Origin of the sequence: Sphaerisporangium sp. NPDC005289 (assembly GCF_040607455.1) — a bacterium.
Taxonomy (GTDB): domain Bacteria; phylum Actinomycetota; class Actinomycetes; order Streptosporangiales; family Streptosporangiaceae; genus Sphaerisporangium; species Sphaerisporangium rhizosphaerae.
In genome coordinates this window covers 17671-32839 of record NZ_JBEXGS010000030.1, presented here as the reverse complement: position 1 = coordinate 32839, position 15169 = coordinate 17671, and the positions used below count along the sequence as shown (strand labels likewise).

The following is a 15169-nucleotide window of genomic DNA, read 5'->3' as shown; positions in this document are numbered from 1 at the left end:
CGGGTTACCTATGACTAGCGGCCTACCCGCCCCGCCACAAGTCCAATGATCGAGCTGATCTCGGCGATGCGCATGCGGTGCGACGTCACCAGGTAGAGCGCCCCGCCGAGCCCACCCCCCGCCACCAGCATGATGGCCGAGCTGAGCGGCGTGACGCCGGCGAACTCCGTGATCGCCCACAACGCGGCCAGCGCGACGACCGCCGCGGGGATGGCGGCGGTGTACATCCGCGAGAGCCCGGAGGCGACGAGGCGCCCGCCCAGCCCGCCGCCGACCTTCCGGCTCGCGAGCGTCCAGGCGACCGTCCCGCCGACCACGTACGCCGCGGTGAAGGAGGCGGCGAGCCCCATGACGATCAGCCGCGGCGGCAGCGTGAGGTACAGGATGTAGCTCACCGTCGCGTTGACCGCGAGGTTGCCGGCGGCGACGAGCGCCGGGGTGCGGGTGTCGCCGAAGCTGTAGAACACCCGCAGCAGCAGCTGGTAGATCGAGAACGGCACCAGCGCGAGCCCGAAGACCTGCAGGACGTTGCCCATGTTCACCGCGTCGTCGACCGAGGTGCTGCCGTGCCCGAAGATCAGCACCGTCACCGCCGGGCCGAGGACCATCAGCAGCAGCCCGCACGGCACGATCACGCACGACACCAGGCGCACGCCCGAGGCGAACTCCTCGCGGATGGCGCCGTACTCGCCCTCGTGCACGTACCGGCTCATGCGCGGGAGCATCGCGGTGATCACCGAGACCGCGATGATGCCGTAGGGCAGCTGGAAGAGCTGGAAGGCGTAGCTGTAGGAGGCGATGCCGGCGACGTGCTCGGCCCCGGCCTTGGCCGTGGCGCCGGTCGCCAGGTTGGTCGTGACGATGTAGGAGACCTGGTTGAGCAGGACGAACGCGAGCGTCCACACGCCGGCCCGGCCCATCTCGCCCAGCCTGGCGTTGCGCAGGTCGAACCGGGGCACGAACCTGAACCCGGCGCGGTGCACCGAGATCACCAGGACGATCGACTGGATGACGATGCCCGCCGTGGTGCCGAGCCCGAGAAGGGCCAGGTCGGAGCCGGTCACCGCGTGGAGGTTCCCGCCCGCTCGGCTCACGAAGTGGTAGAGCAGGCCGACCCCGATGACCACGACGTTGTTCAGCACGGGCGCCCACATGGGCGCCGCGAACCGGTCGCGGGTGTTCAGGATGGCGCCGGCGATCGCGCCGATGCCGAAGAAGGCGATCTGCGGCAGGATGTAGCGCGCCAGCGTGGTGGCGACCTCGGCGTCGAGCGCCGGCAGGTCGGTGGTCAGCAGCCCGATCAGCAGCGGCGCGCACAGCACGCCCACCACCGCGATCACCACCAGGGCGAGCGTGGCCACGGTCATCAGCCGCTGCTCGTAGGCGCGCCCGCCGTCGGCGTCGTGCTTCTGCGCCTTGACGATCATGGGGACGATGACGCTGCTGAGCACGCCGCCGATGAGCAGGTCGAACAGGATGAACGGGATCGTGTACGCGATGTTGTAGGCGTCGCCCAGGGCGGCGACGCCGATGGCCGAGGCGAGCACCGCCGTGCGCACGAAGCCGGTCAGGCGGGACACCATGGTGCCCGCGGCCATGATCGCGCTGGCGCGCAACATCCGGCTCATGAAGGCCCCTCTCGCTGCTGTGCCGGTTCGGGTACGGACTGGGGCCGGCCGCGTATGGCGCCCCGCGTCCTGGCCGCCTTGCGTGAGCGGCGCCGCAGGACGCGCAGCAGCACCGCGGCGAGCATCACGGCCACGGCCGCGCCCACGATCACCAGCGCGATGGCGGCGTACCCCGTGGTGCGCACCGAGACCTCGACCGGAGCGCCGTAGCGGATGCCGTCGGCGGTGGTGAGCTGCACCTTCACCGTCGTGTCGCCGCCGTTGCCGTTGACGGTCATCGGGATGTCGATCGGGCGCGTCTTGCCGGGACTGATCGTCACCGGCGACTCGTAGGCGCCGATGGTGAGCAGCTTGCGGTCGCCGGAGGTGATCCGCACGCCGACGGTGACCTCCTGGTCGCCGAGGTCGTTGCGGATGCTGATCGGCACGGTGCCGTTCTTGCCGGCGAGCGTGCGCCCTTCGCGGCCGGTGATCGAGACGGCGTCGGTGCGGGTGGTCACGGCCGCGTCGAGCTGCTTGAGCAACGGCCCGGCCGCGCCGGCGCGGCCGCGCCAGGCCGTCGAGGCGGCGCGGAGCACAGCGGTGTCGAAGACCCTGCGGTGGTCGGCGCTGACCGTGGCGGTCAGCTCGGCCCGCCTGCTGAGCTTCCTGACGCCGCCGATGTAGGCCCGGCTCAGCTCGGCCTGGCGGTCCTTGTCGGTGTAGACGAGGTCGGTGCGGGGGATCGCGGTGTCGGCCGAGGGCTTCACCGAGCCCAGGGAGACGGGCTTGAGCCAGGGCGCCGAGGCCGCCGTCTTGAGCAGCGCGGTGACGAAAGCCGGGTCGGGGTTCCACCGGCGCGGCGGCGCCGCGACGACCGCGCGCGACTCGGTGGGGCGCTCGGCGCTGATCATCGCGGTCTCGGCGAGGAAGCGCTGGGTGGTGAGGGCCGTCACGCCCGGCCCGGAGGTGCCGGTCGTCGCGACCAGCTCGCTCAGCACGGGGTCGGCCAGCAGCACGCGCACCGGCCGCTTGACGGTGTCCACCGTGGCGGCGGAGTCGGGGGTGTAGGTGACGGGGGTGCTCGGGGGGAGCGCCGAGGCGTTCAGCAGCACCGTGCGCACGTCGCCGACGGCCAGGACGTCCAGCGCGTCGCGGTCGATCACCCCGGCGGCCGGCCAGTTCACGGCGGTGGTGACGTCCTTGCCGAGCGCCTCGGTGGCGACGGCGGCGCCCTGCTTGAGCGCGGTGCCGGTGACGGTGTCCATTCCGTGGTGGTTGACCGCGGTGATGTCCGGATCGGCGTAGGGAAGGGCGGACACGGGGACGTCCTGCAAGGCGGTGCGCAGCCGCTGGAGCCATTGCGATGTGGTCTGGTCGCCCGGCCGGCTCTCGGCCTTGTCGCCGGACTTGAGGGTGTACCCCTTGGCCATGGCCTGGGCGTCGTCGAGCACCGCCGGGTCGACGAACCAGGTCACGCCCTTGGCGGAGGTCTCGGCCAGCTTGAGGATCTTGCCGAGGCGGCCGGCGTCGGCCACGGCGTCGTGCAGGGCGTCGTCCACGAAGGTGGCGTCGTCGCCGCGGTGGGGCTGGTCGGCGAGGGGGAGCGCCCAGGAGATCTTCGTGCGGGCGACCTGCTGGCCGGCGGGGGCGTAGGGCAGGAACGTGCGCTGCGCGGCGAGCGGCCGCCCGGCCGCGTCGATGATCTGGATGGTGAGGGGATAGACGCCGAAGCGGAATATGCCGAGCTTCGCCGGGGTGGTGGCGAACTCGAAGGGGACCTTCTGCGAGGCCACCAGCTGGCCGACCACCAGGGACTCGCGGGTGGAGTCCAGCATGGGGCCGCCGTCGGCGAACGCCTGCATCTCGGCGCGGGTGGCGAACGGCTGGCGGGAGAAGCGCAGTTGGAGCGTGAGGGAGTTGAGGGTGGTGCCGCCGGTGTTGGCGACGGCCCCGGAGATCTTCAGTTCGGTGGTGGGATCGCGGGGCGCCTGGGGCGTGATCGAGTTGACCACGATCTGGGTCTCCTGCCGGCCCGACGTCGAGGCGTCAGCCTGGCGGACCCGGGCCGTGGTCTGCGCGTCGGCCGCAAGGCCCCGGGGCGCGGTCGCGGCGTGAGCGGGGCGTGCCTGGGGCGCGGCGGCGACCTGTGCGGCTCCCGCCCCGGCCGGACCGGCCGAGGCACCGGCGACGGCCGCCGGCGTGAGGAACGCGGCGGTCAGCGCGACGATCAGGGCGGCTCCGCGGGTCACGTGCCGGCCAGGGGTGGAGTTGGGCGCACGCCCAGAATGGTATGGCCTAAAGCAGAGCGGGCGGCGATTCGCAGCGGGGGGCGCCCCTCACCGGCCGCACCTCGCGCGTGCCCGGCATGCGCACCGTCCTGTGCCGGGGGGACTCCAGGTCGACGTGCTTGCCGCGGGTGAGAGACAGCAGGTCGAGGGCCCTCAGACGCAGTGCCGTGCGCCGTTCGCCGGTCGGGGTGTAGACCAGGGCGTCGGGGTCGCCGTGCTCGGCCAGGCGCTCGTCGATCAGCACGGTGAGGTCGTCCGGGAGCAGAAGGGGTGACACGCTTGTGGCGGCGTAGTCGGTGGCGGAGTTCACCAGGAAGGCGGGCGCGGGACGCACCCGGCGGGCGCCGAGCAGGGCCCCGACGGCTCCCGGCCGCGGAGGCGAGGCGACCGTGGTGACCACGGCCACGGGCTCGCGCTGGTTGCGGGTGGTGACCTCGTAGACCGTCACCCGAATGCACGAAGCGGGGTCGACGTGGAGAATGGCGGGGAGGTCGTCGGCGCATGTCAAGGCGCGGGGAAGCCGTACGATCTCATGGTGGATCTGGTGGGACAGGAGCCGGCGGTGGATCGCGAGGGCGTCTTTCATCTCTCGTGCTCCTTGTCTTGTCCGGGTGCCCCCGACAGACCTACGACCGACCGTAACCTGGTGATCGCTCGGGGTGTATCCCCGGGTGGGTTACACCAGGGCTAGCTCGGAGATCTGCTTCCGTAACCGAAGGACCTACCCAGCTTGTCCGTCTCAAATCTGAGCGTTAGTCAGCAGAGGGCCGTGATCGACCTATTTCGGCGGATCGCCCCGATCGCCGATGAGCTCGGCGACCTGTTCGCCGCGCACCGGCACGAGCTCGCCGTCGTCGGCGGCTCGGTTCGCGACGTCTTCCTCGGCCGCATCGGCAACGACCTCGACCTGACCACCGACGCGCGCCCAGAGCGGGTGCTGGAAATCGTCAAAGACTGGGCCGACTCCATCTGGACCATCGGCATCGACTTCGGCACGGTCGGCGTCCGCAAGGGCAACTGGGTCCTGGAGATCACGACCTACCGCAGCGAGTCCTACGACCCCAAGTCGCGCAAGCCCGAGGTCGTCTACGGCGACACCCTCGAAGCCGACCTGGAGCGCCGTGACTTCGCGGTCAACGCCATGGCCGTGCGGCTCCCCGGGCACGAGTTCGTCGACCCGTACGGCGGCCTGTCCGACCTGTCCGCCAAGGTGATGCGCACCCCGGGCACGCCCGAGCAGTCCTTCGACGACGATCCGCTGAGGATGCTCAGGGCCGCCCGCTTCGCCTCCCAGCTCGGCTTCACCGTCGACCCCGCCGTGGTCGCCGCCATGACCTCGATGGCCGACCGCATCGAAATCGTGTCCGCCGAGCGCATCCGCGACGAGCTCGACAAGCTGCTCTGCGGCGACGACCCGCGATCCGGCCTCGGGCTCCTGGTCGACACCGGCCTGGCCGCCCACGTCCTGCCCGAGCTGCCCAAGCTGCGGCTCGAGATCGACGAGCACCACCGCCACAAGGACGTCTACGAGCACACCCTCATCGTCCTCGAGCAGGCCATCGCCCTGGAGACCGCCGGGCCCGACCGCGTCCTGCGGTGGGCGGCCCTGCTGCACGACATCGGCAAGCCCAAAACGCGGCGGTACGAGGAGGCCGGACGGGTCTCCTTCCACCACCACGAGGTCGTGGGCGCGCAGATGGTCAAGAAGCGCCTCGGCGAGCTGCGCTTCCCCAAGGACGTCGTCGCCGACGTCTCCCAGCTGGTCGAACTGCACCTGCGCTTCCACGGCTACGGCACCGGCGAGTGGACCGACTCCGCCGTGCGCCGGTACGTCCGCGACGCCGGCCACCTGCTGGAGCGGCTGCACAAGCTCACCCGCGCCGACTGCACCACCCGCAACAAGCGCAAGGCGCAAGCCCTGTCGCGCACCTACGACGACCTGGAAGTGCGCATAGCCCGCCTCGCCGACGAGGAGGAGCTGGCCAAGATGCGGCCCGAGCTGGACGGCAACGAGATCCAGCAGGTCCTCGGCGTCGGCCCGGGCCCCGTGGTCGGCAAGGCGTACAAGTTCCTGCTGGACATGCGCCTCGACCAGGGGATCGTCGGCAAGGACGCCGCCCGCGAAGCCCTCCTGACCTGGGCCCGCGACCAGGACCTCCTCCCCGGCTCCGCCTGACCGTCCTGGGAGGGCCTGCTCGCTGATCTCGGTGGACGGGTTGCCGAGGCGGAGGCGGGCCCCGATTAGGGTGGCGGGATGGACGCCGAGAAGCTGCGCGAGCTCGACCGCAGGCACCTGTGGCACCCGTACACCGCCGCGGCCGCGGCGGTGGCGGCGCACCCGGTGACCAGGGCCGAGGGCGTCCGGCTGACGCTCGCCGACGGCCGTGAGCTCATCGACGGGATGTCGTCCTGGTGGTCGGCGATCCACGGGTACGGGCACCCTCGGCTGGACGCGGCGGTACGCGACCAGCTCGGTGATATGGCGCATGTGATGTTCGGCGGCCTCACCCACGAGCCGGCCGTCCGCCTGGCGCGGCGCCTGGCCGAGATGACCGGCCTCCCCAAGGTCTTCCTCGCCGACTCCGGGTCGGTGGCCGTCGAGGTCGCGATCAAGATGGCCGTGCAGGCCACCGGTAAAAGCCGCCTGTTCACCGTGAAGGGCGGGTACCACGGCGACACCTTCGGGGCGATGTCGGTCTGCGATCCGGTGAACGGCATGCACCACCTGTTCGGCGGTGTCCTTCCCGCCCACGTCTTCGCCGATCGTCCCCCCGCCGACTATGGTCTGCGCCCCGGAGCCTCCTCGCCCTCGGCGCCTGGCCGCCGGCCGGCCGGACCGGAGATCTCCGGCGGATCGTCGGAGCCGGCGATCCCCGGCGTCTCGGCCGAACCGGCGACCCCCGACGAGGCCTATCTGCGCCATCTCGACGTGATGGTCGCACGGCACGCCGGTGAGCTGGCGGCGATCATCGTCGAGCCGGTGGTGCAGGGCGCGGGCGGCATGCGGTTCTACCATCCCGCCTACCTGCGCAGGCTGCGGGAACTGGCCGACGAGCACGGCATCCTGCTCATCGCCGACGAGATCGCGACCGCCTTCGGGCGCACGGGCGAGATGTTCGGCTGCGACCACGCGGGCGTCCGGCCGGACATCATGTGCGTGGGCAAGGCCCTGACCGGCGGCTACCTGACCATGGCCGCCGCCCTGTGCACCGAGGAGGTGGCCGAGCTCATCGGGGTGCTCATGCACGGTCCCACCTTCATGGCCAACCCGCTGGCCGCGGCGGTCGCCGACGCCTCCCTCACCCTGCTGGGCGAACGGCCCTGGCAGGAGGAGGTCAAGCGCATCGAGGCCGCGCTCGCCGAGGGCCTGGCCCCCGCCGTGGGCGCACCCGGCGTCCGGGACGTCCGCGTCCTGGGGGCGATCGGCGTGGTCGAGACGGCCGAGCCGGTGGACGTGGAGAAGATGCAGAATGTCGTGATGGCGCACGGCGTCTGGCTGCGCCCCTTCGGCCGCCTCCTCTACACCATGCCGCCCTACTGCACCGGCCCCGTCGACCTCGCCGCGATCACAGGGGCGATGACGGCCGCCGTGGCCACGCTGAGCCCCTGATCCACGCTCGGCCGAACGGGGCCGGGTGGCACCGGCGTGCGACGGAGGTTCAGCGGGCGGCCTGCTGCGGCTGGGCGGGGCGGGTGGTGACGCCGACGACCAGCCGGTAGACCACGGCGCTGGCGACGTACCCGACGGAGGCGATCAGCAGGACCGTGTACGACTTGCCGTTGGCCGGCAGGAAGAGCGCGGCGGCCGCGGCGGCGGCGACCAGCATGCCGTTGAAGAGCATGTCGTAGATGGAGAAGACCCGCCCGAGATAGGCGTCCTCGACGTCGCGCTGCACGATCGTGTCGGTGCAGATCTTCACGCTCTGCCCCGTCACGCCGAGGACGAAGCCCATGGCCACGAAGCCGATCTCCTGGAACGGCAGGCAGAGCGCCAGCATCAGCACTCCTCCGGTGGCCAGCATGATCGGAATCCATGCCTCGGGGCGGAAGCGCTCGGTGGCCCACGGCGTGATGAGCGCGGCCATGAAGAAGCCGGCGCCGGAGCTCGCCAGCACGCCGGTGACCTCGTTCAGGCCGGCCTCGACGTCGGAGGTGAAGTAGTACCGGTAGAGCATCACGGTCATCACGATCGTCAGGCCGTACAGGAACCGGTGGGCGGCCATGCTGCCCAGCGCGGCCGCCGGAGCCCGCAGATGCACCACGTGGCGCGCACCGTCGATCAGGCCGCTCATGACGTGACGCACCGCCTGGCGGGTCTGCGGCAGGTTCGGGTCGAACGAGGGGCCGAGCAGATTCCTGTGCATGGTGGAGGCGATGAGGGCGCTCATTCCGAACACCACGCCCGAGACGATCAGCAGTCCGGCGGTGCCGCTGTGCTCGGGGCCGAAGGCCAGCCGGAGCAGATAGCCCGCGCCCGCGCCGACGAACGTGGCGACCGTGCCCGACGTCGGAGTGACGGCGTTGGCCAGCAGCAGGCGCTCCTCCTCGACCACGTGCGGAAGCGACGCGCTCAGCGCGGACAGGAAGAAGCGGTTGACGCCGAGCACCGCGAGGGCCGCCGCGTAGAAGCACCAGTCGGGGGTGCCCAGCGCCACGAGCAGCGCGGCCCCCAGGAGGAGCACGCCGCGGACGATCGGGGCGATGACCAGGATCTGCCGCCGTGACCAGCGGTCGATGAAGACCCCGGCGAAGGGCCCGAGCACGGAGTAGGGCAGCAGCAGCACCGCGAACGCGATGGCGGCCTCGGCGGCGCTCGTCTGCTTCTCCGGGGTGAAGAAGGCATAGCCGGCCACGGCGAACTGGAAGACGCCGTCCGAGAACTGCGAGACCAGGCGGGTGGCGTAGAGACGTCTGAAGTCCCGGCCTCGAAGGACGGCACGGAGGTCGGAGACGAATGACACGCGGGCCAGCCTACTGGGCACGTGTCGTGGAACACATCGGGAACAACCCTGATTCGCCCCCAACAGGTGATGAACCATCCCGGTCGATCCGGCCGCAGGAGCCGGTGCCGTCGCGTCCTCGGCCGGCGGCCCCACCGTGCCCGGGCTTCCGGTACCACCTGCGAGGTGGAGGGCGGTTTTCAGGCGGATCCGCTTGGCGTCAGGTAGATGCTTGGCCCACCGGGAATGACGAATCATCACCTGGGTGTGACCGTTTTCCGGCCCGGCCGCCGTGAGAGCACTTCAGCGCAGTCCGTCTACCCGACATGATCACGTACCCTCGGTCACGTGACCCATGACGAACATGTCGTGCTTGTGAACGCGCGGGGTGAAGCGGTCGGCACCGCCGCCAAGACGGTCGTGCACGGGGCCGACACCCCGCTGCATCTGGCGTTCTCGTGCTATGTGTTCGACGGCGAGGGACGGGTCCTGCTCACCCGGCGCGCTTCGCACAAACGCACCTGGCCCGGAGTGTGGACCAACAGCTGTTGCGGACACCCGCTGCCCGGGGAGCCGCTGGCCGAGGCGGTCGGGCGCAGGCTGTCCCACGAGCTCGGCCTGAAGGCCGACGACGTCGAGCTGATGCTCCCCGGTTTCGCCTACCGCGCGGTGATGCGGGACGGAACGGTGGAGAACGAGATGTGCCCGGTCTACCGGGCCGTGGTGTCCGCCGAGCCGTCTCCGAACCCCGAGGAGGTCGGCGACGCCCGCTGGATGCCGTGGAAGGAGTTCACCGACGACGTCATGTGCGGTCTGCTGGCGATCTCACCGTGGTGCGGGGAACAGGTGCCGCTGCTGGCGGCCCTCGGCTCCGACCCTTATACCTGGCCCACCGCCGACCCCGCCGACCTGCCGCCCGCCGCCCGCGTCCCGTCCTCGGGGACCTGACGCACCTGCTCACCCAAGGCGTACGAGACGCGGAAAACGCCCATGGTTTCACGTGGAACCATGGGCGTCTTCTGTTCCGGCTTCGTGGTCAGCGCTCGACTTCGCCGCGGATGAACTTTTCAACGGCGTCGCGCGCGTCGTCGTCGGAGTACTGCTCCGGCGGCGACTTCATGAAGTAGGACGACGCCGACAGAATGGGGCCGCCGATGCCGCGATCCATGGCGATCTTGGCGGCACGGACGGCGTCGATGATGACGCCGGCGGAGTTCGGGGAGTCCCACACCTCGAGCTTGTACTCCAGGTTCAGCGGGGTGTCGCCGAAGGAGCGGCCCTCCAGGCGGACGTAGGCCCACTTGCGGTCGTCCAGCCACGGCACGTGGTCGGAGGGGCCGATGTGGACGTCGGCCTTCGCCATCTCGTGCGGGATCTGCGAGGTGACCGACTGCGTCTTGGAGATCTTCTTGGACTGGAGGCGCTTGCGCTCCAGCATGTTCATGAAGTCCATGTTGCCGCCGAAGTTGAGCTGGTAGGTGCGCAGCAGCTCGACCCCGCGGTCTTCGAAGAGCTTGGCCATGACGCGGTGGGTGATGGTGGCGCCGACCTGGGACTTGATGTCGTCGCCGACGATGGGGAGGCCGGCGTCGGTGAACTTCTGCGCCCAGACCGGGTCGGAGGCGATGAAGACCGGCAGCGCGTTGACGAAGCCGACGCCCGCGTCGATGGCGCACTGCGCGTAGTAGCGGTCGGCATCCTCCGAGCCCACGGGGAGATAGGAGACCAAGACGTCCACCTTGGCGGCCTTGAGCGCGGCGACCACGTCGACCGGCTGCTCGTCCGACTCCTCGATCATCTCGCGGTAGTACTCCCCAAGGCCGTCATATGTGGGGCCACGCTGCACGGTGACGCCGGTCGGCGGCACGTCGCAGATCTTGATGGTGTTGTTCTCCGAGGCGACGATCGCCTCGGACAGGTCGCGCCCGACCTTCTTGGCGTCGACGTCGAAGGCGGCCACGAACTGGACGTCACCGACGTGGTAGTCACCGAACTGGACATGCATCAGACCGGGCACCCGGACGCCGGGATCGGCGTCCCGGTAGTAATGCACGCCCTGGACCAGCGCTGCGGCACAGTTGCCGACACCGACGATGGCTACGCGCACGGAACCCATGGCACTCGCTCCTTTACTCGTTCGTCTCATCAGGAACGGGCTCGGCGTCCTGCGCCTGTGCCCTGTCCGCTCTTGCCCGGACGGCTTGCGCTCGTTCGGTATCGATCAACTCGTTCAGCCAGCGCACCTCGCGCTCGACCGATTCCAAGCCGTGGCGCTGTAATTCCAAGGTGTAGCTGTCGAGCCGCTCGCGCGTGCGGGCGAGAGCGGTGCGCACCCCGTCGAGCCGCTCTTCGAGGCGGCTTCTGCGGCCTTCGAGGATGCGCAGCCGGACCTCGGCCTCGGTGTGGCGGAAGAAGGCGAAGTGGACGCCGAAGCTCTCGTCCTCCCAGGAGGACGGGCCCGCCTGGGTGAGCAGCTCGTGGAGCCGCTCCTTGCCTTCGGCCGTCAGCTTGTACACGATCTTCGACCGGCGCCCGGTGAGCGGCAGGCCGCTGTCGAGCGCGGTCTGCGACCCGGTGCCGGCGGCGGTCTCCTCCGGCGTCTCCTCGGCGATCAGCCCGTTCGCGAGCAGCTGCCGCAGGCAGGGATAGAGCGAACCGTAGGAGAACGCACGGAACATGCCGAGCAGGGCGTTGAGCCGTTTGCGCAGCTCGTAGCCGTGCAAGGGCGTCTCGTGGAGCGAGCCGAGCACGGCCAGTTCCAGCACTCCGCCTTTGCCGACCGCCACTGGAACCGCCCCCTCTCGCAGCGATGTGTCCCGTCGATGTATCGAGCCGATACATCCCGAGGATACGTCGCGTCGGCATACTGCGCAATCAAGAAATCCGTCAAGCGGTTGGGCGGAATAGATAAAAAAGTCGTAGTCTGACGCTCATGTGGTCACAGCGAGGGGTCGTGGACTACGGCCTCGCGAAGCGAGCGACGATCCTGTCGCTTCGCTCCGGTCGCACGGCCAGGCGTGATGTGTGCGATGCGCATCCCTACCTCTTGCGTGCCGCTCGGTACCACGGTGAGCCGACGGAGCGCGTCTGCCCCATCTGTGAGCACCGGAACGTGACCCATGTCACATACGTGTACGGTGACGCGCTGGGTCGCAGCGCAGGGCGCGTAAAGGCCACGTCAGACCTTGTTCAGATGGCCCGCGAATACGAGGAATTCCGGGTCTACGTTGTCGAGGTCTGCCAAGGTTGCTCATGGAATCACCTGACGGTTTCCTTCGTCCTGGGCAATGGCGGGCCACCGGGCAGCTCGGACACCATGCGACAGATCGACTCCGACTCAGGCGGGGACCCCGCGGAGACGTAGCCATGCGCAGTCGAGTTCCCCCCGGGAGGCACGTTCTCCGCCTGCCGCAGACAGACGTCGAAGACCTCCAGATCGCCAGATGACCCAACGAGGACGCGTGAGTTACAGCAGCTATGGCCCAGAGCCGACCGGTCGCCCCGAGCAAGCCGAGGGCGCCGGTGGATCAGCTCGTCCCGGGCGGCGCCGTCGCTCTCCGCAAGGGGACGCGCCCGCCGGTGGACACCCCGCGCCGCGGTCGGCGCCCGCGTACGACCAGGGCTCGGCTCGGCGCGCGGTGCCGCAGCGGAGTCCCGACGCCGGGTGGGACACCCGGTCGTCGCCGGGACGCTCCGGCGCGGCGCCCCGTCCCCGCCCGGCCGCCGCGGACCCGCGTGCCCGGGCCGGCGATCCGCGCAGGGGTCCCGCCGACCCGCGGTCGCGCCGCTCCGAGGCGGCCTTCGAGGACACCCAGTCGATGCAGGAGGTCGCCGCGGCCGGTTCGGCGGCGCCGCGGCGCGAGCCGTCCGGCGCCGAGACGGTCGTGAGCCGCGACGCGGGGCCCCGGCGCTCCCGCAGGGCGCAGGGCGGTCCCGCCCGCGCCGGCGCGACGGGCGCGTTCGGCGCGCCCGCGGGCCCGGGCGGTCCCGAAGGCCCGGGTGGTCCCGGCGGTCCTGGTGGCCGGGGTCCCGGCGACGGCCCGCCCGGCGGACGCCGGTCCCGCCGGGCGAAGGGCGAGGAGCCGCCCCGCCGCCGCGGCTGGACCCGGTTCCTCCCGAACTGGAAGATCGTCATGGCGGGCTTCGCCGTGATCGCGGCCGGCGTCTTCGGCATGATCGCCGTGGCCTACGCCAACACCCCGCTGCCCACCGAGGAGAGCGCCAAGGAGAGCGCCAACGCGCAGGGGAGCACGATCTACTACGGCAGCGGCGAGGTGCTGGCCAAGCTCGGGGTCGAGCGCGTCAAGCTCGACAGCCTGAAAGACGTCCCGCAGCACGTCCAGGACGCGGTGATCGGCGCGGAGAACTCCAGCTTCCGCGAGGACTCCGGCATCTCGCTCTCGGGCATGGCCCGCTCGCTGTGGAGCACCGCGAGCGGCCAGCAGGTGCAGGGCGCCTCGACCATCACCCAGCAGATGGCCCGCGGCTACTTCGACAACCTCACCGCCGAGCGGACGGTCACCCGGAAGATCAAGGAGATCTTCATCGCGGTGAAGCTCGACAAGGAGTGGACCAAGGACAAGGTGCTGCTGTACTACCTGAACATCGTGCCGTTCGGCCGCAACACCTACGGCATCGAGGCCGCGGCCCGGTCGTTCTTCGGCAAGCACACCAGCGAGCTCACCCCCGCGCAGGCGGCCTACCTCGCCGGGCGCATCCAGCAGCCGGGCAACTTCGACGCGCAGGAGATCCAGGGCAACTTCAAGGCCACGCAGGAGCGCTTCACCTACGTCATCGGCCAGATGGCGAGGACCTGGCCGCAGAAGTACGGCAACCTGCCGGCCACCGCCAAGTTCCCGAAGATCCAGAAGTACAAGGCGCGGAACTACAACAGCGGCTTCCGCGGCTACATGATCAACGCTGTCATGGACGAGCTCAAGGACCGGCTGCCCCGCTCCGAGATCGAGACCGGCGGCTACAAGATCAGGACGACGTTCGACAAGAAGCTCATGGACGCCGCCGCGCAGGCCGTGCAGAACAACACCCGGCCCCTGTCGCCCGAGATCCACACCTCGCTCGCCGCGGTCGATCCGCGCAACGGCCGGGTCATCGCCTTCTACGGCGGCAGGAACTACCTGGGCAAGCATCCCGACCAGTTCAACGACGCGTTCTACGCCCGCAAGCAGGCCGCGTCGGCGTTCAAGCCGTACGTCCTGGCGGCCTGGCTCAAGGCGGGCTACAGCCTGAACAGCTACGTGCCCGGCAACGAGACCGTGCCGAAGGTGCTGCCCGGCACCACCAAGATCACCAATGAGGAGCGCATGCCCTCGGGCATCACCGTGACCTCGGCCACCGCGCACTCGATCAACACGGCCTACGCGTCCATGGCCTTCCAGGTCGGGCTGGACAAGGTGAAGGACATCGCCGCCGGGGCCGGCATCCCGCGGGACGAGCTCGACCGGGACGAGCAGGAGCACAAGTTCCTGCTGGCGATCGGCACCGCCCTGGTCTCGCCGCTGGAGCAGGCGAGCGGGTACTCGATCTTCGCCAACCAGGGCAGGCACTACAAGTCCCACGTGGTGCGGCAGGTCGAGGACGTCAACAAGAACGTGGTCATCCCCGAGGAGAAGTCCTTCACCCAGGTGATCGACCCGTCCGCGGCCGCGGACGCCATCGAGGCGCTGCGCGCGGTGGTCAAGGAGGGCACCGGCCGCGGCGCCGCGCTGTCCGACCGCCCGGTGGCCGGCAAGACCGGTACCAACAGCGAGAACAAGGAAGCCTGGTTCGTCGGCTTCACCCCGCAGATGTCGACCGCCGTCGGCATGTACCGCGAGCAGTGCGTCACCAAGAAGGGCAAGGTGCTGTCCGAGCGGGAGATCTGCCCGAACGGCAGCACCGGCAAGGAGGTCTCCCTGGGCAACATCCAGGGCGCGACCTACCCGAGCCAGGTGTGGCGGGCGTTCATGGCGGCGGCCATGAACGGCAAGCCCGTGGAGCAGTTCCCCGACCCCGTCAACGGCGGGTCGCCGGAGAACATCGTGCCCAAGCCGATCCCGACGCCGACTCCCTCGGCCGACCCCGGGTTCCCGGACGACAACGGGTTCCCGAACGACAACGGCGACCCCAACGGCCATGGCGACCCCAACGGCAACCCCGACGACAACGGCGGTTGCCTGCCGTGGGACGACAGCTGCAACAACGGCGGCAACGGCGGAGGCGACCCCTTCAACCAGGGCAGCACCCCCTCCGACGCCGCCACCCCCGCGCCCACTCCGACCGCGCCGGGCGGGCGCCGATCGACGCCCGCGCCCTCTCGCTGATCGGACGACGA

The 15169-nt window shown here is 70.3% G+C and carries 11 protein-coding genes; 5 read left to right on the top strand and 6 right to left on the bottom strand.

What is annotated here, in order from left to right:
* Positions 1 to 14: 14 nt before the first annotated feature.
* Genes murJ through ABZT47_RS35415 form a run of 3 tightly spaced genes read right to left on the bottom strand, consistent with a single transcriptional unit; the run spans position 15 to position 4484 of the window.
* Positions 15 to 1628: a murein biosynthesis integral membrane protein MurJ gene (gene murJ, locus ABZT47_RS35425; protein WP_354852116.1), complete on the bottom strand. Its 1614-nt coding sequence runs from the start codon at positions 1626 to 1628 to the stop codon at positions 15 to 17.
* On the bottom strand, positions 1625 to 3859 hold the full coding sequence (locus ABZT47_RS35420; RefSeq protein ID WP_354852114.1) for a DUF6049 family protein: 2235 nt from the start codon (positions 3857 to 3859) through the stop codon (positions 1625 to 1627). The genes murJ and ABZT47_RS35420 overlap by 4 nt, the downstream gene beginning before the upstream one ends.
* Before the next feature lie 46 nt (positions 3860 to 3905).
* The gene (locus tag ABZT47_RS35415; RefSeq protein WP_354852112.1) at positions 3906 to 4484 is read right to left on the bottom strand and encodes a YbaK/EbsC family protein; all 579 of its coding nucleotides are present in this window, start codon (positions 4482 to 4484) and stop codon (positions 3906 to 3908) included.
* A gap of 183 nt (positions 4485 to 4667) precedes the next feature.
* Between ABZT47_RS35415 and ABZT47_RS35410 the strand changes: the two genes are divergently transcribed.
* On the top strand, positions 4668 to 6074 hold the full coding sequence (locus ABZT47_RS35410; protein WP_354852110.1) for a CCA tRNA nucleotidyltransferase: 1407 nt from the start codon (positions 4668 to 4670) through the stop codon (positions 6072 to 6074).
* 78 nt (positions 6075 to 6152) lie between these two features.
* Positions 6153 to 7508, top strand: coding sequence for an aspartate aminotransferase family protein (locus tag ABZT47_RS35405; protein ID WP_354852108.1), 1356 nt, complete (start codon positions 6153 to 6155; stop codon positions 7506 to 7508).
* Between the two features lie 49 nt (positions 7509 to 7557).
* Here ABZT47_RS35405 and ABZT47_RS35400 read toward each other — a convergent pair whose 3' ends face one another.
* Positions 7558 to 8859: an MFS transporter gene (locus ABZT47_RS35400; protein ID WP_354852106.1), complete on the bottom strand. Its 1302-nt coding sequence runs from the start codon at positions 8857 to 8859 to the stop codon at positions 7558 to 7560.
* Between the two features lie 327 nt (positions 8860 to 9186).
* Here ABZT47_RS35400 and idi point away from each other — a divergent pair, with 327 nt between their 5' ends.
* Positions 9187 to 9786 carry an isopentenyl-diphosphate Delta-isomerase gene (idi, locus tag ABZT47_RS35395; RefSeq protein ID WP_354852104.1) on the top strand — a complete coding sequence of 200 codons (600 nt, stop codon included), beginning with the start codon at positions 9187 to 9189 and terminating at the stop codon, positions 9784 to 9786.
* Positions 9787 to 9874: 88 nt separating this feature from the next.
* Here the strand turns inward: idi and ABZT47_RS35390 are convergent, their stop codons facing one another.
* Complete coding sequence (locus ABZT47_RS35390) at positions 9875 to 10954, bottom strand: inositol-3-phosphate synthase (protein ID WP_354852102.1); 1080 nt, start codon at positions 10952 to 10954, stop codon at positions 9875 to 9877.
* 13 nt (positions 10955 to 10967) lie between these two features.
* Positions 10968 to 11624, bottom strand: coding sequence for a PadR family transcriptional regulator (locus ABZT47_RS35385; RefSeq protein ID WP_354852100.1), 657 nt, complete (start codon positions 11622 to 11624; stop codon positions 10968 to 10970).
* A 146-nt stretch (positions 11625 to 11770) separates the two neighbouring features.
* Between ABZT47_RS35385 and ABZT47_RS35380 the strand changes: the two genes are divergently transcribed.
* Together ABZT47_RS35380 and ABZT47_RS35375 are read left to right on the top strand one after the other, a co-directional pair.
* Complete coding sequence (locus ABZT47_RS35380) at positions 11771 to 12202, top strand: DUF5318 family protein (RefSeq protein ID WP_354852098.1); 432 nt, start codon at positions 11771 to 11773, stop codon at positions 12200 to 12202.
* Between the two features lie 274 nt (positions 12203 to 12476).
* The gene (locus tag ABZT47_RS35375; RefSeq protein WP_354852096.1) at positions 12477 to 15158 is read left to right on the top strand and encodes a transglycosylase domain-containing protein; all 2682 of its coding nucleotides are present in this window, start codon (positions 12477 to 12479) and stop codon (positions 15156 to 15158) included.
* Positions 15159 to 15169: the final 11 nt, after the last annotated feature.